General features: G+C 52.1%; 25 protein-coding genes, 1 tRNA gene and 1 pseudogene. 13 read left to right on the top strand and 14 right to left on the bottom strand.

Features of this window, described 5'->3' with window-relative positions; genetic code table 11:
* Positions 1–383 precede the first annotated feature (383 nt).
* From ACMQ11_RS05385 to ACMQ11_RS05375, 3 genes are all read left to right on the top strand, one after another.
* Positions 384–968: a hypothetical protein gene (locus ACMQ11_RS05385; protein WP_418991744.1), complete on the top strand. Its 585-nt coding sequence runs from the start codon at positions 384–386 to the stop codon at positions 966–968.
* 74 nt (positions 969–1,042) lie between these two features.
* A complete protein-coding gene (locus tag ACMQ11_RS05380; protein ID WP_418991743.1) occupies positions 1,043–1,546 on the top strand; it encodes a hypothetical protein in 504 nt (167 codons plus the stop codon).
* Between the two features lie 47 nt (positions 1,547–1,593).
* On the top strand, positions 1,594–3,090 hold the full coding sequence (locus ACMQ11_RS05375; protein WP_418991742.1) for a potassium/proton antiporter: 1,497 nt from the start codon (positions 1,594–1,596) through the stop codon (positions 3,088–3,090).
* Positions 3,091–3,145: 55 nt separating this feature from the next.
* On the opposite strand, the gene ACMQ11_RS05370 is transcribed toward ACMQ11_RS05375, so the two are convergent.
* The 6 genes from ACMQ11_RS05370 to ACMQ11_RS05345 all read right to left on the bottom strand — a co-directional run bounded on the left by ACMQ11_RS05370 (position 3,146) and on the right by ACMQ11_RS05345 (position 9,119).
* A complete protein-coding gene (locus ACMQ11_RS05370) occupies positions 3,146–5,194 on the bottom strand; it encodes an LruC domain-containing protein (RefSeq protein ID WP_418991741.1) in 2,049 nt (682 codons plus the stop codon).
* Positions 5,195–5,762: 568 nt separating this feature from the next.
* Positions 5,763–5,850 (bottom strand) — tRNA-Ser (locus ACMQ11_RS05365).
* A 231-nt stretch (positions 5,851–6,081) separates the two neighbouring features.
* Positions 6,082–7,374, bottom strand: a complete 1,293-nt coding sequence (locus ACMQ11_RS05360) for a hypothetical protein (RefSeq protein ID WP_418991740.1) — start codon at positions 7,372–7,374, stop codon at positions 6,082–6,084.
* Between the two features lie 5 nt (positions 7,375–7,379).
* A complete protein-coding gene (locus ACMQ11_RS05355) occupies positions 7,380–8,381 on the bottom strand; it encodes a hypothetical protein (RefSeq protein ID WP_418991739.1) in 1,002 nt (333 codons plus the stop codon).
* Between the two features lie 10 nt (positions 8,382–8,391).
* Entirely contained in the window at positions 8,392–8,751 is a 360-nt protein-coding gene (locus ACMQ11_RS05350) for a hypothetical protein (protein ID WP_418991738.1), read from the bottom strand.
* Entirely contained in the window at positions 8,748–9,119 is a 372-nt protein-coding gene (locus tag ACMQ11_RS05345) for a hypothetical protein (protein WP_418991737.1), read from the bottom strand. The genes ACMQ11_RS05350 and ACMQ11_RS05345 overlap by 4 nt, the downstream gene beginning before the upstream one ends.
* A 130-nt stretch (positions 9,120–9,249) precedes the next feature.
* On the opposite strand from ACMQ11_RS05345, the gene ACMQ11_RS05340 reads away from it, so the two are divergent.
* The 5 genes and pseudogenes from ACMQ11_RS05340 to ACMQ11_RS05320 all read left to right on the top strand — a co-directional run bounded on the left by ACMQ11_RS05340 (position 9,250) and on the right by ACMQ11_RS05320 (position 11,488).
* Positions 9,250–9,678 carry a DUF3791 domain-containing protein gene (locus ACMQ11_RS05340; RefSeq protein WP_418991736.1) on the top strand — a complete coding sequence of 143 codons (429 nt, stop codon included), beginning with the start codon at positions 9,250–9,252 and terminating at the stop codon, positions 9,676–9,678.
* Positions 9,675–10,141 (top strand): annotated as a pseudogene (locus ACMQ11_RS05335) (DUF3990 domain-containing protein). The gene ACMQ11_RS05340 and the pseudogene ACMQ11_RS05335 overlap by 4 nt, the downstream one beginning before the upstream one ends.
* A gap of 4 nt (positions 10,142–10,145) precedes the next feature.
* A complete protein-coding gene (locus ACMQ11_RS05330; protein ID WP_418991735.1) occupies positions 10,146–10,367 on the top strand; it encodes a hypothetical protein in 222 nt (73 codons plus the stop codon).
* A gap of 150 nt (positions 10,368–10,517) precedes the next feature.
* Positions 10,518–10,844 carry a hypothetical protein gene (locus ACMQ11_RS05325; RefSeq protein WP_418991734.1) on the top strand — a complete coding sequence of 109 codons (327 nt, stop codon included), beginning with the start codon at positions 10,518–10,520 and terminating at the stop codon, positions 10,842–10,844.
* Positions 10,841–11,488 (top strand): nucleotidyl transferase AbiEii/AbiGii toxin family protein, encoded by a 648-nt coding sequence (locus ACMQ11_RS05320; protein ID WP_418991733.1) that lies wholly within the window; start codon positions 10,841–10,843, stop codon positions 11,486–11,488. The genes ACMQ11_RS05325 and ACMQ11_RS05320 overlap by 4 nt, the downstream gene beginning before the upstream one ends.
* A gap of 21 nt (positions 11,489–11,509) precedes the next feature.
* Here the strand turns inward: ACMQ11_RS05320 and ACMQ11_RS05315 are convergent, their stop codons facing one another.
* The 7 genes from ACMQ11_RS05315 to ACMQ11_RS05285 form a co-directional block, all read right to left on the bottom strand.
* Positions 11,510–12,157, bottom strand: a complete 648-nt coding sequence (locus ACMQ11_RS05315) for an HK97 family phage prohead protease (protein ID WP_418991732.1) — start codon at positions 12,155–12,157, stop codon at positions 11,510–11,512.
* Positions 12,158–12,184: 27 nt separating this feature from the next.
* Positions 12,185–13,348, bottom strand: a complete 1,164-nt coding sequence (locus ACMQ11_RS05310; protein ID WP_418991731.1) for a phage portal protein — start codon at positions 13,346–13,348, stop codon at positions 12,185–12,187.
* Positions 13,349–13,411: 63 nt separating this feature from the next.
* Entirely contained in the window at positions 13,412–14,449 is a 1,038-nt protein-coding gene (locus ACMQ11_RS05305; protein WP_418991730.1) for a hypothetical protein, read from the bottom strand.
* Complete coding sequence (locus ACMQ11_RS05300; RefSeq protein WP_418991729.1) at positions 14,446–15,042, bottom strand: response regulator; 597 nt, start codon at positions 15,040–15,042, stop codon at positions 14,446–14,448. The genes ACMQ11_RS05305 and ACMQ11_RS05300 overlap by 4 nt, the downstream gene beginning before the upstream one ends.
* A gap of 74 nt (positions 15,043–15,116) precedes the next feature.
* Positions 15,117–15,572 carry a hypothetical protein gene (locus tag ACMQ11_RS05295; RefSeq protein WP_418991728.1) on the bottom strand — a complete coding sequence of 152 codons (456 nt, stop codon included), beginning with the start codon at positions 15,570–15,572 and terminating at the stop codon, positions 15,117–15,119.
* 416 nt (positions 15,573–15,988) lie between these two features.
* Positions 15,989–16,273, bottom strand: a complete 285-nt coding sequence (locus ACMQ11_RS05290; protein WP_418991727.1) for a hypothetical protein — start codon at positions 16,271–16,273, stop codon at positions 15,989–15,991.
* A complete protein-coding gene (locus ACMQ11_RS05285) occupies positions 16,270–16,680 on the bottom strand; it encodes a hypothetical protein (RefSeq protein ID WP_418991726.1) in 411 nt (136 codons plus the stop codon). The genes ACMQ11_RS05290 and ACMQ11_RS05285 overlap by 4 nt, the downstream gene beginning before the upstream one ends.
* Before the next feature lie 111 nt (positions 16,681–16,791).
* Between ACMQ11_RS05285 and ACMQ11_RS05280 the strand changes: the two genes are divergently transcribed.
* The 5 genes from ACMQ11_RS05280 to ACMQ11_RS05260 all read left to right on the top strand — a co-directional run bounded on the left by ACMQ11_RS05280 (position 16,792) and on the right by ACMQ11_RS05260 (position 21,849).
* Positions 16,792–17,454 (top strand): LexA family transcriptional regulator, encoded by a 663-nt coding sequence (locus tag ACMQ11_RS05280; RefSeq protein WP_418991725.1) that lies wholly within the window; start codon positions 16,792–16,794, stop codon positions 17,452–17,454.
* A gap of 701 nt (positions 17,455–18,155) precedes the next feature.
* Positions 18,156–19,394 carry an ectonucleotide pyrophosphatase/phosphodiesterase gene (locus ACMQ11_RS05275; RefSeq protein ID WP_418991724.1) on the top strand — a complete coding sequence of 413 codons (1,239 nt, stop codon included), beginning with the start codon at positions 18,156–18,158 and terminating at the stop codon, positions 19,392–19,394.
* A gap of 98 nt (positions 19,395–19,492) precedes the next feature.
* Complete coding sequence (locus ACMQ11_RS05270) at positions 19,493–20,269, top strand: class I SAM-dependent methyltransferase (RefSeq protein WP_418991723.1); 777 nt, start codon at positions 19,493–19,495, stop codon at positions 20,267–20,269.
* 320 nt (positions 20,270–20,589) lie between these two features.
* Positions 20,590–20,961, top strand: a complete 372-nt coding sequence (locus ACMQ11_RS05265; protein ID WP_418991722.1) for a hypothetical protein — start codon at positions 20,590–20,592, stop codon at positions 20,959–20,961.
* An 81-nt stretch (positions 20,962–21,042) separates the two neighbouring features.
* Complete coding sequence (locus tag ACMQ11_RS05260) at positions 21,043–21,849, top strand: M48 family metallopeptidase (protein ID WP_418991721.1); 807 nt, start codon at positions 21,043–21,045, stop codon at positions 21,847–21,849.
* 31 nt (positions 21,850–21,880) lie between these two features.
* Here ACMQ11_RS05260 and ACMQ11_RS05255 read toward each other — a convergent pair whose 3' ends face one another.
* Positions 21,881–22,567, bottom strand: coding sequence for an endonuclease VIII (locus ACMQ11_RS05255; protein WP_418991720.1), 687 nt, complete (start codon positions 22,565–22,567; stop codon positions 21,881–21,883).
* Between the last annotated feature and the right edge of the window lie 347 nt (positions 22,568–22,914).

Raw genomic sequence — 22,914 nt, 5'->3', positions numbered from 1 at the left:
CCCCGACAAGCCGCGGGTTGCACACGATGAACGTAAATCGTGTGCATGGTGAAACCCTCGGTCTTGCGGCTTCGGCTCAAGAAACCGTCGCTTCGGACGGACAACCGCGCAGGAGGTTCCGAAACCCCCGTCCAAATAGTTCAAAGGCCTACCCGGCGCCGTGATGGCTGCGCCGGGCAGGCCCTTTTTTTGTGACCAGAGGAGGGGGCGAGCAAAAGGTGAAAGATGCCCCTCCCTCCGATTTCGAAATGCCTTGGACGGCTGCCCCCCCCAGATCGCGCATCCGGATCACCCTTCCCTTCTTTTTTTACTTGCAACCTCCGGACTTGCGCGATAATTGCCGGAATTATGCTAACTTTGCCGTCATCGGAATCATGCGTAAATTGGCATTCATACTGGCTATGCTCTGCGGCCTCTCCGTCTTGACGGATCGGGTGGCGGATCGTGCCTGTAATTTCGCTCCGGCCGGCTTCTCCGAGCTCGTCGACTTTGCCGCCCCGGGCAGGGAGCCCGCGGGTCGTGCCGCTTCCTGTGCTGCCGCAGCCGCAGCGGAATATGCTGTCTCCGGCGTATTCGATAGAACGACAGCCCTCGATCGAACGGCAGCCCTCGACCGAACCGCTGCCCACGACCAGCCGACGGTCCTCGACCGAACCCCGGTCCAAAGTTCTTCCGCTCTCTCTGCCGGCAGTGCTTCCGCCGACCGGTGGCGTTGTGAACGCACCTGCAACTCCGACCTGAACCTGCCCCGCCTGGCACCCGTTGCGGGCCCCGAATCGGTTACGCCTCCGCAACTGTGCGGCGCCCGTCCCGCTTCGTACCGCCATTCGCAGCAGCTACAACTTTTAGCTGCCGTCCGGTGTGCCGGCCGGATGAAAGCAACCTCCTCGTTTCTGCTCACTTTCCACTCGGCCGTTCCGCAGGGTGCGGACTTTTATGTCTTCCGCCTGCGCCGGCTCCTTATTTAGCGTGTATCTTTTTTTGCGGAACGCTGGTCTTGCTGCCGTTCAAAAAAGTACTAACGTTAAATAATGAAAAAGAGATGGATAGGAATAAAATTTGCGAGGCGATGTACGCCTTGCCCGGCGGCGTTGTAGTCAAACGCCGCAAATCGTTGGCATTCCCCCTGCTGTTGGCGCTGGCGGGTGTTGCGATGATTGCAGCGAATGCGGTTTTTGCCGCATCGCTCTCGAACAATGTCAGTTCGGCGCTGGTGTTCGTCGGCGGCGTGTCCGCCCTGGCGGGTCTGACCCTTGTGGGAGTGCGTCTTTTCGGTTCGCAGGGCGTGCCCTACCACACGCAGGGAGGGTGTTACTTGCGCTACGACGAACTCTATTTCGGACGCGAAGAGCGTGCCGAGGTAGAGCGGCTGCTGGACCGGGGCGCCGTGGAACAGCTGCTCGACAGACCGCATGCGCAGGTGCCGGCACTCACCGTGGCGCTCTACCGCACGGCCGACAACCGCTTCGCCGCCATGCAGGCGTTCGAATATTCGGAGCTCGAATACCGGCCGCTGACCGAGCTGCGGATCGTGGCCCGACCGTGAGGAGCCTGCTCCTGGAGGCGCAGTGAAAAGGATAAAAATAGAAAAAGATGTTGGACATAAGTGGTGAAAATGTAGTTCTGGTCGGTGCGCTGCTCCTGTTCGTGGCGGTGCTCGCGGGCAAGGTGGCCTACCGTTTCGGTGCCCCCGCGCTGCTGCTTTTCCTGGGCGTGGGAATGCTCTTCGGCCTGAATTTCATTTCTTTCCGCTCGGTCGAGATGACGCAGTTCGTGGGGATGGTCGCCCTGTGCATCATCCTTTTCACGGGCGGCATGGACACCAAATTTTCCCAGATACGACCCGTCATCGGCCCCGGCGTGGTGCTGGCCACCGTGGGCGTGATGCTGACTGCGTTTATTCTGGGCGGATTCGTGTGGCTCGTGGCTCCGTGGCTGGGGCTGGAAATGCCTTTTCTCGTAGCCCTGCTGCTGGCCTCCACCATGTCGTCGACCGATTCGGCCTCGGTGTTCTCGATCCTGCGGAGCAAGAGCCGCGGGTTGAGGCAGCACCTGCGGCCGCTGCTCGAACTGGAGAGCGGATCGAACGACCCGATGGCCTACATGCTCACCATCCTCCTGATCGGTGTGCTGTCTTATGGCGACAGCGGGTCGGGCGTGGGCATGACCGTGGTATTCTTCGTCGTACAAATGGTCATCGGAGCCGTTTCGGGCTACCTGATCGGCCGGCTGACGGTGTGGACGATCAACCGCATCAACCTGGTCAACCACTCGCTCTACTCGGTGCTGCTGCTGGCTTTCATCTTCTTCGCATTTGCCTTTACCGACCTGGTCCGGGGGAACGGCTACCTGGCCGTCTACCTGGCCGGGCTGGTCGTGGGCAACCACCGTCTGACGCAGAAGCGGACGCTCACGGTCTTTTACGACGGTTTCACCTGGCTCATGCAGATCGTCATGTTCCTCACGCTGGGCCTCTTCGTCAACAGCGACGAACTGTTGCAGCCCGAGGTGCTGTTGCTGGGGCTGCTTGTGGGGGCGTTTCTGATTCTTGTGGCACGTCCTCTCACGGTATTCGCCTGCATGGCACCTTTCCGCCGGTTCTCGATCCGGGCACGGCTCTATGTCTCGTGGGTGGGGCTTCGCGGAGCCGTACCGATCCTCTTCGCCACCTACCCGCTCATGGCGCGCACGGAGCATGCCGACCTGCTGTTCAACGTGGTCTTCCTCTCGACGATCCTCTCGCTGTTGGTGCAGGGCACCACCGTGAGCGGCATGGCCAACCTGCTGGGGCTGGCCTACGAGGAGCGCGAATCGGCTTTCCGGGTCGACATGCACCAGGACATGACCTCGGCGCTGACGGAGGTCGAGGTTAACGAGTGCCTGCTCGAAAACGGGCATACGCTGCGCGAAATCACCCTGCCCGAGCATACGCTGGTGATGATGATCTGCCGGGAGGGCAACTATTTCGTGCCGCAGGGCAATACCGAACTCAAGCTGGGCGACAAACTGCTGGTCATCTCCGACCGCAGCGAGGAGCTCGAGTCGACCTACAAGGACATGGGGATTGACGAGGTGATGAAACTCGGTTAGAGCCGGAATAAAAAAAAGGAGAGCTTGTTGCTCTCCCTTTTTTTATCGGGTCTTCTTATTTGCGGGGTTTGAGGTACCAGTCTTTGTTTTCCGTCCCCGTGCTCTTCACCCAACCGGGGAAAGAGGGGTAAAATTCGCCCATCTCCACGGTCTCGGCCGGAATCCGGTAGTCGGTGATCGGCAGATCGAGCGCGAACGGATAGAGTTCTGAGGTGACATAGTAGTAGGGACCGACCGGATTTCCGCTCTGGTCCAGCGAGCTCTTGTCGTCGTTGCGGCCGAAAGGATAGGGGTCGGCCAGCGAGGTGGGCGCATAGTTGGTCAGGTGGATCTCCTTGCGCAAGGTTTCGGGTGCGAATCCCGCGCTGCTGGGACAGATAAAGGGGTTGTAGAGCGTCTTGCGGGTAATCGATTTCATCGAAACGCTGCCGTCGAGCGTGATCTTGACAGTGACGGGACCTTGCGAAACGGCCTTGGCAATGTCGTCGAAGAGCATGATGACGGGTTTCTGCTGCTTGGTCTCCAGTCCCTCGAAAAGCGTGGCCGAGGTGGATGCGTTCTCGATCTGCACGCCCTTGATCGCGGAGGCCGGAAGGTCGAGTTCATACCCGAATGCACTCTTGAGTTTGCCTCCCGAATGCAGCGGAGTGAAAACGTCTTCGATTTGCAGAATACGGTTCTCCTTGTCGGTCGTGAACGTGGTGTGGTAGCCCACAACGACATCGTTCATGTCGTAGTCGCCCTGGCTGGGCCACAGATCCTCGAAGACGAGGGTTCCGGTGATCGGATCGCCGACCACATCGGGATGGGGGTTGTCGGGGTCTTCGGTTTCCGGTCGGTCGGGATCTTCGATCGAGCCGGCAGGGTCGGCATCGATGTAGAAGAGTACATCCTTGAAATCGTTGTCGCCGCTGTCTTCGAAGCCCAGCACGGTCTTGCCGCTCACCTTGTCGTAGAGGCTGACCATGTAGGGATTAGCTCCCTCGTTGAATTCGTTGTTCGAGTAGCGGATCGGATACCTCGAGCCGGTCAGATCGAGCGATCCGCCGTACCCGGACATTTCAAAACCGTCGGGCAGTAGGAACCAGCCGACGGTCGTGCCGGCGGGAAAGAGCGAGGAGGCTTTGCCGTCCTTGAAATATTTGAGCTCAAGCTGTTCTCCGACCCAGAGAGGAGCCACCCAATCTTGCGAGGGGTTGTTTATATCGATCAACTCGTCCCCGGTGAACGAGGTGGTCCAGGAGGTGACGTTGGGGAAAGCGACGTATTTGGGCAGAGCCTCCATCTCGGCTCGGCTCTTCGGAGGATTGGCAGTCGGATAGAAATAGTAACCGATGGCATTGTGGAAAGCACCCCATTCGGCGGCGAAGACCAGCGTCAGGTGAGCGTCCTGGCGGACGTTGAGGTTCACAACCTCTGTCGGACGAGCGTAGTGGGCATTGTTCTCGCCGGGCATCAGCGTATGTTGGATCCGGTTCATCAGCCCGGAGGGCACCTTGGCAAAATCGGCCTGGAAATAGTTGGGGGCAACGAGCGTACCTTTTATATAATAAGGCATTCCTTGCGAATTGATCTGGCCGAGAAGCTGGATGTTGTAGGGGTTGTCGTTGTCTGCCGCACGGCTCGTGACGTGTGCAGAGGCGTTGGATGCAGTGCGGAGTTTTTTCTGGAATTCGGCCAGATCGACCGTAATGCCGCTCTCGGTCCGACTGACCTCAAGACAGGTGGGCAGACCGTATGCTGCGCTGTAAAGATAAACTTTTTCGGTTCCGGTAGGGAGATTGACGATCCCTTCGTAACGGGAATTTTCGTCCGTATAGGCTTTCAGGAGCGCTTCGACTCCCGTTTTGCGGACGGCGACTCCATTTTCGATTTGAACAGGCATTCGGTCGAAGACCTCGAACAGTGCCTTGTTACCCGGAACCGAGTAGTCGACTCGGAGCGAAACTACATTTGTGGTGGCGTAGTCGAAGCCGTTTCCGCCTTTCAGATCATTGCCGGAATTCCCCCCCCCCTTGGGGTCGTCGAGGCATCCCGTCGTCAGAAGCGTACCTGCGGTCAAGCCGATTAGCAGCAGGCCGAGTTTGCGTGGATGTTTCATCATTTTGAAAGATTGGTAAAATTGTTTGTACTATCGATAACTTGCTCTATTGTATCCCCTTTCTGACGGCAAAGATAATTACTTTATTCGCATTTGTTCACTTTTTGGACGATTTTTTTCTCTCTCTACCTCTCCGAGAACTGCGAGGCCTCCGTGAGGGGATAGTTCATAAAACGATCGGAGTGGGTCAGCGACTTTCAACGGTCGAGATAATACGTCGACGACCGCTCGAAAGCAAGCGCACAAAAAAAATCAGCGATTGTCGAATCGCTGATTTCGTTTGTGGAGAATACGAGTCGAACATGTGATACAAGCTGCCCAATACGTCGGTTTAGCAAACTGACGGTCGGAAAAAAATTCTTCAAAATTTCTTTGCACTGCCCAGCGTTCGGTACTCTCGTTGTAAGTATCACTGTAAAAGTAGGTTATAATTTTCAATCATGCAAATTTTTTGACTGTTTATTCAATGTTTTCAACGGAAAAATTTTAGCCGCCGGTAGATTTTATAAAACTATTAGAAAACTTTTCGAAAATAAAAAACCGCCGAAAAAATCGGCGGTTTTCATTTTTGCGGAGAGGACGGGATTCGAACCCGTGAAGCAGTTTACCCGCTTGCCGGTTTAGCAAACCGGTCGTTTCAGCCACTCACGCACCTCTCCGGGCAGCTAAAAACATCAATGGTATATTTGTTAAGCGGGACAAAAGTAAATTAAAAAAGGTAAATAACCAAATAAACGAGTAGAAAAAAGAGTGCCAAAAAAAAGGTGGGGATTATTCCCCACCAAAAAGGTTGCGTGTCGCGTTACCTGATGTAAGTTCCAGCGGAACCTATGCTGTACTCACTGGTCGGCAGCCCGTCCAATTTTATCTCAAGCGACGTGCATCCCTTTTTATCGGACTAATTTTTTCTTTACAGGGTCATTCAGGTAGTAAAAGATTGCATCAGTCACTTTGGCTACCACCATCGCTCGCTTCCGCTCTATGGGACCAAAAATCCAATGCTTGAAATTTGCGGGCAGATCCATTTTGCGACAGAAACAAAACCCCAAATTGACAGAGGCGTAAAACTGGCTCTCCTTTGTCCGAGGCGTTTCGAGATTGGTCTTTAAGTGATTCCCGCTAATCTTGATATATCCACCTTGCACTATGGCAGACGAAGATAATGTATGAATCGGAAGCACTTTATATCTTACGGGAGAAACGCTTTCATTCCTCTGATAGATGTAAATGAATCTTCTGACAACAGTTTCGAGGTCATAGGGAAATCTAATCCATTGGCCATAATATTCATCAATCAACGCTGATACTGCTACTGGTGGGGCATCTTCGTAAGTCCAAAATGGAAAAAGGTCTAAATCTGGTCTAAATTCCTTTATAACGGGGTATCTTACATTTGATGAGTAAATGGTTGCAGGCTCGCCAACAATATGCCATTGCGTGCTTCTTGAAGAAACATTTTCACGGATGATTCTTCGCTGCCTGTTTCTGGATGTGCATCGAGCCAATCCAACCTGTAACCCGGGCATGATTCGATTAAAATATTCCATGTCACAAAGAGGCCGAAAGTAGATGCTTGCGTTCAGAATCTCCCCTGGTTCATTCGAAAAATGACTACTATTTGCCTGGTGTTCATAAATCACCCGTATTGCCAACCCCGGTAAATTCCCCTCGACCGCTGCGCTGCTATTCGTTGCTTGGGGTACAATGAGTTTGTGCGTGGTGGGGTCTTTCTTAACCTCTAGGGTGTAGTCTGCGGTTTTGGGCGCTGCGGCCACCCCTCCGATCACGGTCTCCGTCGCCGCCGGTAGCCGATACGGAACCGGAGTGTTGTCGAGGTCGTTGTAATCGCCGCTGGAGGCTACGGGAGCCAACTCGGGTACGACGGGATATTGCGGGACATAAAGGCGGTTCGTTTTCGGGTCTATAAGCACCTCCACGGTGTAATCCGTGCCTTTTTCCCTGGCGACAATACCCCCTAATGCGGTGGCAGAGGCCGGTAGTAATTCCTGCGTGCTGTATTCGAGGTCGTTCCAGGGCGTCACGCCGTCCCCGAACTTGATGCGACGTGTATCGAGCTCCAGCCCGATTTCACCCTCTCGCAACACCGGATTAACCTGCGCCCATCGTGCCGCCGTTCCTCGTCGCTGCTGAAAGCGCGTGTGGATATTGATTGTTCGGCTCATAGTTTTCAAGCGTTACCTCCGTCCATGATGAACGTATTGGTGGTGTCCTGCAAATAGGCGGTCAGGCGCTCATTTGTAAAGTACATGCGACTGCCCTCTGCTATGTCGTCCGTGGTAAGAGTTATGACGCCGATTTTTCCGTTCACGGATAAAACGGCGTTGCCGGGGACGGGTATTCGTTTCCAGTTGGCCAGCACTTTGAGGTCCTCGCCAGCGAGGATGAAAGCGCCTGCCGGAGCGTCGCTCCGCAGGCATATATCGCCCTTTTGTACGGTTTTAGCGATCATTTCTGCATCGCTGGCAGCCTCAACCACGTCTACAATGGCAAGTTGCGGTAACACGCTCGTATTCAGTTTTCCGGACGCATCCAGTAGTGGTACTTGTCCTGCCGCTGTCCCTACATTGCGAGATGCAGCGGTCCCCGCATCCCGTATCTTTGACAACGGTAGTGAGGGAATATTGTTTTCAGCAATATTCAACGTAGTCGCTATGTCCAGATTCCCGCTACCATCGAAATTTGCGCTGCCGGTCACTCCTCCCGTCAATGCGATTGCTCGTGCAGATTTGAGTTTATCGGCTGTGAGCGCCTTATCCACATAACCGGTTCGTGCGCCGGTTCCGGGAGATTTGGCAAAATCGACCTCACGCATAACACCTAAAGAGATCAATGAATTATGCAAAAGAACATTGACCCACGTATCGCCGAACTGGTTGTGTCGAATGCGCAAGAAAATCTCCGGAGGATCGGAAAGTGTGTTGATCCAGATTGTACCGATTTCGTAATCCGTGTCGGTATCGTCATCCGGTTGAATGCCTTTCAGAACGATGTTATTTTTGTTGAATCTCGGTAGGTCTGTCCAGCTTGTAGTACCGTCACCGAATTTCAAATAATGCTGATCTGAACAATATCCCGCTTCACCTTTGAGCAGGACAGGGTTCGCATTTTGCCAATTTGCCTCTGTATCGTTACGGAGAATCAGCTTGGTTTTTAATGTTACATTTGCCATGATAGTAGTTTTATGCGTTGCCGCCGTGGATAATTTCTATTTCATCGTAATGCTTTCCAATGACGCAGTATTTTAGGTTTACGCTATCCCACCTGCATAATTTGTCGGCCTGCTTATCCAGATATAGCATATCGGGGTTCCCGACATTGGGGAAACTTCGATAGGAGGTAAAGCTGCGCTGACACACGGCGGGTATGTCGGTATCTCGGGTTCCTATCCACCAATTCCCGTCAGGGCCGATATGCGGGGTTATGCCGTCTTTTCCGTCGATGCCGATACGTGTTACAAAGTCGAAAAAGAGCCGGTGCGAGAGAGCCTCCCCGTCGGCTACCGTCAGATTTCCCTGCTGAATCGTGCATAAGAGTTTCATGGACGTATCGTTCTGGTTTTTATCAGGGGTATTGTCCGACGCTCGGCTTTGAGCACGGCATCGGTCAGTTTGTCCCTCAATTCTATTGTCAGTACGATTTCGCCCTCGTCCATATCGACCGTGGCGGATGCCGGAACATTCAAAAAATAGTGGGCGCTGTCACGTCTCTCGATCTTCAAATCCGCCGGGATGTCCGAACACGCTATGATACACGCCCCGCGTCGTGATGTTGTAATCTGGGCCGTAATACGATACCGGTCGAGGTTGTCGAACCATGTGGACGGTATTACCTCGGGCACGCGGTCGGGGATGTCTATCTCGTCCTTTATGGCCGTGAACAGCACCCCGAAACTTGTGCCTGCAATCATAATCCGAGGTGCACGCTCAGGAGGGAAACATTGTCGCAGTTGAAAATAGCACGCTGTGGTTTCGGCAGATAATTTGCAATATAGTTTCCAATTTAGGAAACTTTTATTATCTTTGGAAAAACGGTAAGATATGGACGCGAGAATAGATAATATCGGAGCATTGATTCGGGATGAGCGAATCCGGCAAGGGCTGACGCAGGAAGAACTCGGCGCAAAAATCGGTGTAGGCAAAGCACAGATTTCAAAAATCGAGAAAGGCAGCGGGTTGACGATCAAAACAGTCACCAAAGTTCTCGAAGCACTCGATCTTGCGGCATCGGTACGTTTGCGGAATGCTACTCGCATCGATAAGCGGGTGATCGGATATGTCGTGGCCAGCATCAGTGAGTTTGCCAAAGCACACGGCATGACCGTGCGGGAAGCCAGCAACTATCTGAATCGCTATAAGGGGTTGGAATTTCTGACCGAACATTATGAAGCCGAGCATCTCTTGTCGCTTCAGGACAGCGTGCAGGATTTGGCTCGCATATGTAGAAACAACGGAGGAGGAATACAATGAAACTATATCACGGATCCAACACGCAAATCGGGAAGATCGATTTCCAGAAGTGTCGTCCCTACAAGGATTTCGGACGGGGATTTTATCTTACCGAAATCAAAGAGCAGGCAGTCTTGATGGCCCAGCGCACCGCATCGATTTATGGTGGCGACCCCATCGTCACGGGATTCGATTTCGATGAAACGGGAGCAATGGCCGATCCGGGATTGTCAATCAAACGATTCGAGGAACCCGATGAAGAGTGGGCCTTGTTCGTAATGGCCAATCGTAGCCGTGAACACGAACATCCGACCCATACTTACGACATTGTCATAGGCCCGTTGCCGATGATACGATTGCTACGCTGTTCAGAAATTTCGACGACGGAATAATCGACTTGCCGACATTGGTCAGCGGATTAAGATTCAAGAAAGTTTCATCGCAGTACTTTTTCCACTCCGCAAACGCTATCAATACCTCGTAAAAAGATGAATAAACGAATGCAATATCTTGTCGAAGGTATCACCAAAGATATCGTAGCCTATCTTATGGAAGATTATGGCTGGGATTTATCCACCGCAATCGGGAGTTTCCACAATTCGGAGACATTCGTTAAACTTTCCGACGAGGCGACAGGTCTTTATATCGAAAGTTCCGCTTATGTGTATGAAATGTTTAAAGCGGAACTGAAAATGGGAAAGCTCGGATAGGAGAATCCAATCGAAGCGTTCTTATAATTGCAAATTCACTCATTGCATATGATTTGAATTTCACATTTTGCCATCCTTTTCGGAACAGGTTTTGCCGATATTAAAAGGAAATACCCTACGTTTTGAGTCAGAAAGTGTTATATTTGCAATATGAAAATTCGGGAACAGTTAGCAAAAAAGTTGATGGGTGCAGGCGGATTCTGGTCGTATGACAAAGATTCCGTTCGGCAAAATCTATCTGACGAACAGTTGATCGAAGCGACCCTCGAAAAACTCGATCTGGACGATATCAATCTTCTCTTCGAACTTTTCCCTGCAAAGAAGATCAAAGAGGTCTGGAGGCGTAAGATGGTGGTGCAAGGCGACTACTATTATTCCCTGAACCGCTTTCTTGCATGGTACTATTTCGATATCCGCTATCCTGATCGTTATCTGAAAGCTATGATGACGCGCCACCTTTCCAAGTTGATCGCATGAAGGGCGTAGCGAAACATACCGAGGCGATCATAGAGAAAGTTTCTCTGTTGGAGTGCATCAAAAGTTGGACTCTCGTAGGCGGCACGGCTTTGGCCATTCAATTGGATCACCGTAAAAGCGAAGACCTGGATTTCATGCGCTGGCAGTCGCAGAAGGGCGAGCGCATGGATGTGAACTGGCCGGCTATCAGGAAGCAATTAGAAACGGTCGGCGAGATCCATTCGGTGGACATACTCGACCACAACCATATCGAGTTTATCGTTTCCGGCGTCAAAATCTCATTTTATGCACGGGAAGGGCGGTCGCCGGTAAAAACGACCCTACCGTTCCTTAATAACATCCAACTCGCCGACATCAATGCCATTGCAACGATGAAATTGGAGGTTATGCTGCGTCGCAGCAAGTTCCGTGACTATTATGACCTGTTTTGTATCTTCCAACAGGATCCCGATGTCATGAAGTTCGTCAAAGCAGCCGGAGATTATTCGAATCACCTACTCAAGAGCAAGCATTTTTTAGCGATGCTCACTAACCACCGCCATTTCGAGGAAGATCGGAATTTCGAACAGTTGGGACCCCGCATAGCAGTTACCCCTCTTCAAATCGAAGAGTATATCAAAGGACTATTAAAGAAATCAGAATGACGGGGGTTTCTCCCGCCATTTTTATTTCAAATTCAACGTTTCCACAAGCCTTTTCCGCGAGAGGCTTTCGTACCGGACTCGCTCGGCATCCGGATGCGGTTCTTTCGCCTTGAGCCATTCCGCTTTTCGCTCCTCCAGATGACGCACCGACGCTTCGGTATCGGGATAGGCCGGGAACACCACGAGCGATACGTCCACCACGCGAGAGAACTTCAATATCGTCCGCTCATCCGTGTCCAGTCCGTTCTGCTCGTCGGTATATACCCATGCATCTTCAGCTACGCCGAAGCGGAACGAACATTTCGAGATGTCGCCTCGGCGTACCAACTCCAGCATATCGTTACCGAGGGTCGTATTCGGAGCCTCGAACGAAAACCGAAGGCCAACCTCATCGACCGCCAACTGAAGCGTCCCACTCATCGTCCGCGAAAGGATCGCATCGTCGCGGTGGCTGATGCACATGATTACATCCTCAAGATCGCACCCGGAGAAAGCCCCCGGCGCGATCTTCTCACGGAACCAGCCCATGATCGGCTCGCTCCATACATCGAACTTGGCGGCATAACCCGTGATCGTTCGGCTGACGGTTTCTGCATCCCGCTGCTCGATCCGAAGGTCGGTCGATAGGCATCGGACTTCGAACTCGTTATTTGTTACTTGTTGTCCCATTTATAGCAATTTTAACTGGTTGCATATTCATCTGTACGAAATATTCGTCGCGCCGTCATAGGAGTTCATATCCTCCAACGAGCGAATCTCGTTGGCCGACATCGCACCCACGAAGTTCATGTTCTTGTAATATTCGGATCGGGTCTTGGCGTCGCCGCGCAGCAGACCGTTCAGACCGAAGAGAAAGTAATACTCCTCGAATTCGTCATCGCGCAGCAGCTTGCGGTTGAACTCCTCCTCGATGCGCACGAGGTACGGCATCAGGCAGTACTGCACGAACTCCATGCCTTGATGTTCGATGTTGTTGTTGGTCGACCGCTCCAGATCGGCGATCATGTGCGGCGGCACGCCGTAGATCGTGGCGATCTCCGTTTTCTGGAATTTGCGTGTGGCGATGAACTGCGCATCTTCGGGCGGGATGGAGATGCGCTCGTAGGTCATGCCACCCTCTAACAGCAGGGGAACATGGGCATTGTGCAACCCGACGGATTGGGCAAGCAGGTCTTTCTTGAGTCGCTGGTAGGCTTCGGGCTTGAGCGTCGAGGGGTATTTGAACACGCCCGACATATTGCCGCCCTGATCGAAAAAGCGTTTGCCGTAGAGTTGTGCCGAAACGGACAGTTCGAGATTATCCCGATGAACAGCGATAGGACTCTTGCCCTTGTAGCCGTTAGTAGAAAGTCCGCGCAGGTGGATGATGTCGCTGTTCGGAAGCAGCTCGCCGGTGTCCAGCCGGTAGAAGAGTTCGTCGTTGTCGGTAAGGAGGGGTTCGATGCGAGCCAGATGAAGCAGCTTCAGACGAATGGGGCGATAGAGTCTGTCCCGATAGATGCGAGCATAGCCGTTACCCCATAAAGCGCACGATACCATCAGGTGATGCATCAGATCAAAGCGCGAGGTATAGGAGGTCGGCTTCTGTACGAGGTGATGGCAGGGATGTTCATACTGCCGCTCGCGGCCGTTCGAGGTGCGTCGGTAGAGGTGCATGGGAAGCGTCCCGACGGTTTCCGAGAGGATCCGCACGCAAGCCCAGACTGCGGTAAGGTTCAGCGCACCTTCCTCAGTAATGTAGGGCCGGCCGACCGCATCCGCCACCGTGTCGGCCGAGATCACTTTGTTGACCGCAGCTTCGAACTCCGCCGAGGTAAGGTCGCGCCGTTCGCCCCTATGCAAATATGGAAACCACTTCACTATCTCTTGCCTTTATCTGAGGCAAACATAGCAAAGCATTTCGTTGGGTTGATAAGACAAAGTCTAACTTATAGGTAACGCTATAATGAATTTATTTTCAGCATAATCTATACCATCTATATTAACTGCTTCTCCGGCCTCTACAGTTAACGTTCCATTATTTAATTCAATCAAACGTCTTGCTCGATACATTCCAATGCCTTTCCCTGCTTTTCTTAATTTTTGTGCTACTACGCCAGAATAACCTTCATTAAATATCGCAGTTTCTTCGTCTTGATTAATATAGAGACTGGTCATTTCAAAAAAAATGAATTGGGTATGCTTCTCTATCCTAAACCCAATTTTTGCATTGGTTTTTGGGGCTACATATTTAGCTGCATTTTCAATTATATGATAAATCGCAACTTGAAAAGACTCGAAATCTACACTTACCTTTTCGTAATATTCTTCAACATCTATATATACATCTTTCTCATTAAAATCGTTGAAAAACATGTATAGAACAATCATTATAACATCTCGGATATTATGATTCCTTTTTTCAAGTTTTAGATTTTCTCCTCCTTGTAGCAGCTTCTCATAAATGGAAAATTCTGCTTTTATACTGAGGTTAAATTTTGCCATGCGAAAGAATGTCAATGCTGCTTGCCGAACATCTTTCCTGATAGCATTTTCTACAATCTTAGAATTTTCCCTGATATTTTTGATTAATTGCTCTTGCGGGACTAACGCATATAATTCCTGCATTGCATGAGCGTTAATACTTTTCAAATTATGAATAACACGATTTACCCTATTAGATGTTTCTTGCATTGTTTTTTGCCGAACCTCACCAGATAATATTATTAATGACCTCAAGCAATACACCATTGAGTTCACTTCGTCTTTGAATAATTTTGTGGTCTTAGCATTTCGAGAGCAAACAAATAACTCTCCATTATCATTTTTATGATACGCTATTCTTTTATTTTCATTATCTTGTAGGCATTGAATATGAGCGTAACCATTATGATGATTCTTTAAAATGCAATTTGTACACTCGGAAAATGGCAATGCGTCGCAAATTAATTCTCCTTGCTTTGATACAATTTTCCTATTCATAATGTTCGAGCATATTCCTCAATCAAATTCATAAATTCTATAGGTTCGGCATTTTTGGGTAAACAAGCATCGACTTGACGTAAAGCATTATCAAACCGATCACCATTAGGCTCCGCTGAATAAATTATAACACGTTTATCTTGATGTTTGTTCTTTATAGCCGCTGCTAAACCCAACCCCTGATTCCTAAATAAGCTACATCCAACGCCATTGATATCCACAAAAATAACATTAGCAGATAATACTGCATAATCATCTAAATCGGATAGATCTTTCTTATATTCAATATTTTTCCAACCAGCCTTTTTCAAAATATTGATCATGGTAAATTTTTCATCATCGATAAAGAGTATGCGCACTTTCGCTTTCACATCTACATAACAATTTTTTACAGGTTGCTCTTGTCTACTGGTATGTGTTCCAATATTTACATTTACAACCTGGCTTTGGGTCTGGGTCTGGGGCTGGGTCTGGGTTTGCAATGGATCTCGTTTCCAAATTTTTCTATATATATACGCACCCAACCAACCTAAAACAGCAACACCAATTCCACTAAATAGCCATTCTTTATTAGCAATAATCCATTCCTTCATACCGATATGTTTTATGAAACATTAAAGGTAATGTTATTTAGGAATATTACCAAAAAATCGAGGTAGTTTTCTATTCAACACCCTGCGAAACGAACAGTACTCCGAGTACCCACCGCTTCGGCCATCTCGTCCCAATTCACCCGGCCGCCCTGCTGGGCCCGCCTGATCGCGCGCGTGTTCGTCATCAACCGCTGCACGGCGCGGATGACCGACGCGTTGTTGGTATATTCGACGACTTTCTCAGCCGGAAGCGGATCGCCATTGTCGAAGCGGAACGTAACGGAATAGAAAGTCCGCGCCTCGGTGTCGAGCGTATAGTTGTCGCGGAACCACTTTTGCAGCTGCATCACCCCGCCTTGAGGATATATCTCGCGCATTTCGCTTTTCAGCCGCTCCGGCAGGCTGTCGAAGACAACCAGCGCATGACGACCCCGGCAGCCACGGCGCGCGACCTGAATCTTGCCGCGCGTCACCATCTTTTCGTAGCTGGCCCGTGAAATAACCGCCTCGAGCTCCTGCGCCGTGCGCAAAGTATATTACCGTAATACTCCATTTTCTTTGTTGTAGTGCTCCCGCCCAGGACGCGAGCCTGGGTGTTTGCCAATCGGGATGGTGGTATTCAAATAGATCGTTCCCCTCGTTTAGATAGCCAGGTGTTTGCAAAATATATCATAAATAGTCGATGTCCTTAATCATGGTTCTAACATCATTCACCTCGCTGAAAATTCGCTCAATCTCTATTTTCACATATTCCATATTGAGTTCTCCATCCGATACAACTATTGCACGAGTTTCATTGATGAGATAGACAAATGTTGATTCGTCTTTATGGCTGTCAAGGAACCTCGATAATCTTTCTATGTCAGAATAAGATACCTGGATTTCAATACTATACAACATTTTTTTTAGATATTAAGTACGTAAATGTGTCTTATTTTGGTGATGATCAGTTATCGATTAGACGTTTCATTTCGACAACTTTCCGCTCCAGCTCCTCGATCCAATCGGTCATCTGCTGGCGTACGTAACTACTCTCTCCCCGGTCGAACCGTTCAAGCATCTCCTCGAGGAACTGTCGATCCGACCGGTGGCGGTCGCAGTGTTCTTGGAGCAGATCGCACTCGGCGATCTCTACCGCCCGGATGGTGTCCTCCTGCGATACGCCGTACCCTCCGGGGATTTCGAGAGAAAGGCTCTCGTCGATGTAGGCTTTGGCCCGTGTACTTTTCATATTGTAGTGGTATTTGTGAGCTTGTTGTAGATTTGCTGCAGGCTGTAGAGCATGTTTCCCCATGCTCCGACGGTGAGCCCGTCGAACTTGGCGGCCTCGCGGCCGTCGATTTTTAGGACCGCTTTGTTGCTCTCCAAGTGGAGTGCGACCTCTATACGCTCGCCGAACCGCTGCCGCATATACCCGTCCTCGAAAGAGGTTGCAACCTCCGGCAAATAGCCGTTCGGAGCCGGAACACCCAGGTAGATCAGGCCGCCACGCTGGAGAGCCGCCTTGCGGAGCATATTGTCCCGCGCGCTGTTCCCGGTGTATTTCAGCGCACGGTCCAGCGTTGAGCGCGTGATCTTGAACGTGCGGACCATCTCCATCCGAACAGCCGTGGGTAATAAGATTTGCTTTGCTTTCATCGTTTTCTTGAATTTTTCCCTAACTTTGGAGCCGTGGTACATTGTATCACTGTGCAAATATATACACAATTTGAAAACATAGCAACTAATTTGCCAAAAAATATTTTCATTTTGAAATCATCAAATACTAAACAGGCCATTCTTGAGAGGCTCAAGATCGCGTCTAATTCTTCGTCAGATGCCGATTTAGCGCGGTTTTTAGGTATTGCTCCTGCTACACTTTCCAATTGGAAAGCTCGTGGCAGTCTTGACTATGATTTAGTGTTTTCAAAATGTGAACACATTGATCTGAATTGGCTATTGTCAGGTAAAGGGAAAATGATGCAAGAGGATTCGGATAAACCGATTGTTACTGAGCTTCCTAAACGTTCCCTACTTGGTAATGGCATCCCTTTAATACCGGTAGAAGCCATCGCAGGGGTTCTATCAGGCAATAGCACGGCTGTGATGGAGTACGAGTGTGACCGGTACGACATCCCGATGTTCCGCGGCGCGGACTTTATGATCTACGTAAGCGGCGATTCTATGCAACCGAAATACTTTAGCGGTGACTTGGTGGCCTGCAAGCGGCTCCCGGTGGACACCTTTTTCCAATGGAACAAAGTTTACGTGATCGACAGCGAGCAGGGAGTTATCATAAAGCGCATTCGCCCCGGCAGCGATAGTAGGCACGTTGTTCTGGTATCTGAAAATGTCGCTTATGCTCCGTTCGAACTGCCTCTCGAGAAGATCTACTCCATTGCGCTCGTGATCGGTGTTGTAAGGGCTGAATAGGTCGCGCAAGCCCCTCTTTTCAGCCTATAAAGCGGGGTGCACACACTCAAATTGCAGCAATAGGAGTTATACTATTGTGTTTCAGATGATTAAATAAAATGCAATCTGAAATATATAGGGCAGTTTCCTACCCTCTATTTGCCCTTTTTGGGGGTTATCCCCGGAATTTTGGGCAGTTTCTATGTCTGGAAAGGGGGGGGGCTAAAACCGGGTTTTGTCCGTCCATTTGCTTAAACTTGTCCGTCCTTTTGTCCGTCCATTTGTCCGACCAATGTAAAAATTTCGGGTTTGGTTGATTTAGGGCAGATGTTGAATCCATGTCCCGGATGAAGCGTTCGAAGCCCTTTCGATAGGCGTTAGAACAGCCTCTATTTGGGCCTAAAACCCTGCCAGAGATAGCTGAGGTCGTACTTGCATAGAAAAGGGCGCAATCGCTTGATCACGCCCTTGAAATTACATCGGAATTACAGCGACGGCCGAAATTTGCCGTTCTAATTATACCGGAATTATAGCAAATTATACGTTTCGTTTTTGCCGCGCGTCCGGGGGTTAGCCGCTTATCTGTCTGTTTTCAATATACTTACGGCTATTTTCTGCCTACCCTATAATAATACGTTTCGTTTTGCCCCTTATATTTGAAGCGTCTTCGCAAGGCGGAGGCGCTTTTTTTGTACCTTTATCCGTCAAAACACCGATTCGGTATGAAAAAAATCGTCTTTCTGTTGCTGCCCCTGCTCGCTGCGGGATGCGCTGCATCGCGTCACGCGGACCGCTATCCGGCATCGCAAGCCCCCGCAGAGAAGCAATATGCCGTCATCCTTTCGATGGACGCGTTCCGCTGGGACCTCGCCGCGCGCAGCCATACCCCGACGCTCGATTCGCTGGAGCGCGCGGGCACTTATGCCGAGATTTATCCGGTCTACCCCTCGAACACTTTTCCGAGCCACTACTCGATGGCCACGGGACTGCACCCCGATCGGCACGGGGTCGTCAACAACGCATTTTTCGACAAGATGCAGGGCCGCCACCTCTCGGTCTTCGATTCGACAGACGTCCGCACCCCGGGATTCTGGGGCGGCGAGCCGATCTGGAACACCGCCGAGCGGCAGGGGCTGCGGGCCGAAATCTACATGTGGCCCGGCAGCGAGGTACCCGTCAACGGGCGCCAGGCTTCGGTCTGGACCCGCTATTCGTCCCGGCCGACCTACTACGAGCGCGCCGACTGGGTAATCGAGGCTATGACGCGTCCCGTGGACCAGATACCCGATCTGGTGATGTGGTATTTCGAAGAGCCCGACGCCGCCATGCACACCTACGGCCCCGAATCGCCCCAGGCCGTGGCCCGGGCCGAACACATCGATTCGGTGCTGCGTTATTTCTTCCGCGAAATCCGCCGCTCGCCCGTCTACGACCGCATCAATTTCATCATCACGGCCGACCACGGCATGGCCGAGTTGTCGCCCGAGCGGTACCTGAATCTCTACGGGGTGCTCGATACGGCCGAGGTGGTGCGGGTGGTTCCCGGAACGCCTTTCGGGATCGAGGTTCGGCCCGAGTATGCCCGCCAGGCCGTACGGGCCATTCGCCGCACGGGTCATGCACGGGCCTGGGAGCGCGGAAAGATGCCCCGCCGGTTCCACTACGGCCGGCACCCCTCACGGCTGACGAACCTCATCGTCATCCCCGAAACGGGCTGGACGCTCGACTACGCCCCCGCCGACCGCCCGGTGCGCAAGCGCGGCACGCACGGCTTCGACAACCGCGACCGCGACATGCACATGATCTTTTACGGCTCGGGGCCCGCTTTCCGCGCCGATCACCGCCAGCCCTCGTTCCAGAATCAGAACATGTACCTAATCCTCTGCCGCCTGCTCGGTATCGAACCGGCCCCCAACGACGGCCGGTGGCGCGAGGTGGAGGGGATGTTCCTCGAAAACTGAACGGCAGCGACACCTAAGGCCGGAGAAATAATGGAAAAGGGCTGTAATATGGAATAAATTTTCTATTTTTGCGACATAACCTCCTATCCCCTGAAAAGATGATTACCCGTCAACCCATAGATCGAGGCGATTTGAAAATCGGTCGAAAAGCGCGCGTGCTTGAGATCGGCTCGGGACACCGCCCCATGTACCGCTCCGACGTGCTGATCGACAAATACGCTGAAGACGATTCGCACCGTTGCGGCCATATACGCATCTATCCCCACCAACAATTCATCCATGCCAAAGGTGAAGAGTTGCCTTTTGCAGATAAGGAATTCGATTACGTGATCTGCAACCAGGTGTTGGAACATGCCGAGGATCCGGCCCGGTTCATCTCCGAAATCACACGCGTGGGACGCCGCGGATATATCGAGGTGCCAAGTATGCCCGGCGAACTGATGTTCCCAAAGGAGGCGCACAAGTGGGTTATCCTTATGATCGACGGCAAGTTGGTCTTTTTCGAAAAGAGCCGCATGCCCGGAAATTACCGCAACAACTACGGCGAGTTGTTTCTCAACTACCTGCCCTACCAGTCGCTGCCATACAAGATATTGAAATACTCCGAACCCAACCTGCTGGTCATACGGATCGAATGGTCGGAAAGCGTGGAGATTTTGGTCAATCCCGAGGAGGAACAATACAGCCGCTTCTTCACCGACAAGTGGGACCGCCGGATGACCGAGCAACTCTTTCCGCCCCGCAGCGCAATGGCCGAGCTAAGGCAAACAATCCGGGCCGGAATCTACATTTTTCGGGAGAAAATTACGGACAAATTCCGCAAACGCACTGCCCCGATCTCACTCGAGGAGTACCGTAAGGCCAAGAGGGCTTAGCTGAAACCGCATAATGAATAAACTGTCAAACATTGCGCCCATGACCCGATAAACCGAACTTTCGATATAAGCGCCGCCGCGAACCATTCCGGCGGAAAGACATAAAAAGCGTTAGCTTTGTACCTTGCTTTCTGAAAATCTGGAAAATTTGACGAGCAACCGAGGAATGAAGTTTGACGCTCACGTTTCCAACGTGGGCTTCATTCTGTATTTGGTTGCAAGGGTTATTCCAGAGCCTCAGAAAGCAAATCAGAGTCTTGTCCCACGTTTTTTATGCAATCCCTATCATTTGACGCCCGGGACAGGCATACGGAAACGTTATGAACAGTCATTTTCTGATTATCGGGCTCAGCTTCGTCCCCGCCGCAGCCAGCATCCTGCTGACCCTCCCGCTTTGGCGCATGCGCCGCCTGCGCAACCAAACCATCCAACTTTTCGGGCTGGTCATTCTCCTGCTCACGATCATCGGAGGCCTGATTCCGATTTTCCGTGCAGAAGAGTCATCCACGGGATTCGTCGCTATCGCAGTAAGCAGCATCAACATTTTCATCTTCAGACATTACGAGCGGTTGCTCAACACCATCCGCTGCCCCTTCTGCCGCCGCAATACCCTCCGGCTGCGCTCGCTGCGCGGGACGTGTTACGAACTCTACTGCCACCATTGCGGCCTGCACAGCCGCTGGCACCGGTAGAAGCCGAATCCGTGCGCAGGAGCGGCGAACGCTGCCGGAAAATCACTATCTTTGGTGCCGGAAGCAAAACCGAAACCCGACATGAAGCAACTTGCAATTCTCGCGGCGGTCCTCCTGCTGGCTGCCGCCTCTCCCGCAGACGCCTGGGCGCAGATCAAGATCGGAGGCCGGAGGGTCAACGCCGGAAAACTGCTCGACGCCGGCAAGGACCTGGCAAAGGCCGCCACGCTCTCTGACGAACAGATCGCCCGGCTGAGCCGCGAGGCGGTCGAATGGATGGACGCCAACAATCCGGCAGCGGCCGACTCGAGCCAATACGGTGCCCGCCTCGAACGGCTCACGGCCGGGATCACCCGAGCTAACGACTTGCCGCTCAATTTCAAGGTTTACCAGGTGACCGACATCAACGCCTTTGCCTGCGGCGACGGCTCGATCCGGATCTTCGCAGCATTGATGGACCTGATGGACGACGATGAGTTGATGGCGATCATCGGCCACGAGATCGGGCATGTAATCCATGCGGACACGAAACACGCCATGAAGAATGCCTACCTGGCCTCGGCAGCCCGCAAAGCCGCCGGAGCCGCAGAGGGCTCGACGCTGGCCCGTCTGACCGACTCGCAGTTGGGCGAACTTATGACGGCATTCACCGATGCACAGTTCTCGCAGAAACAGGAGTACGCCGCCGACGATTACGGCTTCGAATTCTGCGTAAAGCACGGATTCAGCCCATACGGCATGGCCAATGCGCTCGCCAAGCTGATCGAGCTGTCGAAAGGAGCAAAAGCCTCGATGGTGCAGAAGATGTTTTCGTCGCACCCCGACAGTGAGAAGCGCGCCGCACGCATGAGAGAGAAAGCCGACGCTTGGCAGGCGCAGCGGCAGTGATCCGGGGAACGGGTATTCCGGCTGGGCTCGTCTATTCTAACGGTTGACAAGCCGGGCAAAAGTAGACCGTGCCACCCATATAAGCCTCGCGTACAATTCCGCCCCCGCAGCGCGGACAAGGTTCCGACCAGGTGTTTTTCGACAGCAGGACCCGGTAACCGCCCGGGTTTCCGAAGAGATCTTTCTCCGTATCGCGTCCGCCCAGGCGGGTCATCTCAGCCAAAAGGGATTTGAGCACCCGAAAAAGGTTTTCGAATGCTGCATCGCCCAACGTGTTCATCTTGCGTTTGGGGTGGATGCCGGCTTGAAAAAGAATATCCTGCAAGACGCCGTTACCCAGCCCCGGGATACGCTGTTCGGTGGCCAGAAAGGCTTTGACAGAGAGGTTTGCGCGGGAATCGGCCCGCAGTCGCTCGAAATGGTCTGCATCGAACGCTTCATCCAGCGGCGAGGGTTTTTCGACGGCTCCCTGCAAGTAGGGATTGTCGAGCCTGCCCTTGAAAGCGAGAATCCCGCCGTACATGGCCACCGTTACCACCAAAAACCGCCCGTCGTCGAGCGTGAGAAGCAGTTGGTATCTATTCGGCAGCGCGGCTTGTTCGACGCAGAGCCGCAGATTGACCCCGTCGGAGAGCGCAAGACGGGTATCATCGTCCAGTTCCAGGATGACAAACGCGCCGCAGCCTGCGGCCGAAACAATCCTGTGCCCGGTAAGCAAGGCCGGATAAGCGTGCGGATCGCCTGCCCACCAGGTGAAGCGGTGCGGATGCGTAGCGGAGAAACCCCGGCCTTGACAGGCCGGGGTTTCGGCGGCTTAGGAAGCCGCTTTTATGGGCGTGACGAAACTCACCAGAAATCTTTTCCTAATTTGCGCTCGGCAGAGAGCTACTTCAATTCCCCATTTCAAAAGCGGATTTAGGGGGATTGTCTGTATAGTCGGCAGCCCGCCGCCGATTCGAGCCGGGGAAAAGCCATCCGGCCTGTCGTGACATTCAGCCAGACCTAAAAAGAAAGCCGGACCCTGGCGGGACCGGTCGCTGCGGCTGTTGCTCACTCACAGAAAGA

The organism is Alistipes sp. (assembly GCF_048465575.1).
In the GTDB taxonomy this organism is placed as follows: domain Bacteria; phylum Bacteroidota; class Bacteroidia; order Bacteroidales; family Rikenellaceae; genus Alistipes.
The sequence above is the reverse complement of the archived record's forward strand: the minus strand, read 5'-3'. Positions and strand labels throughout refer to the sequence as shown.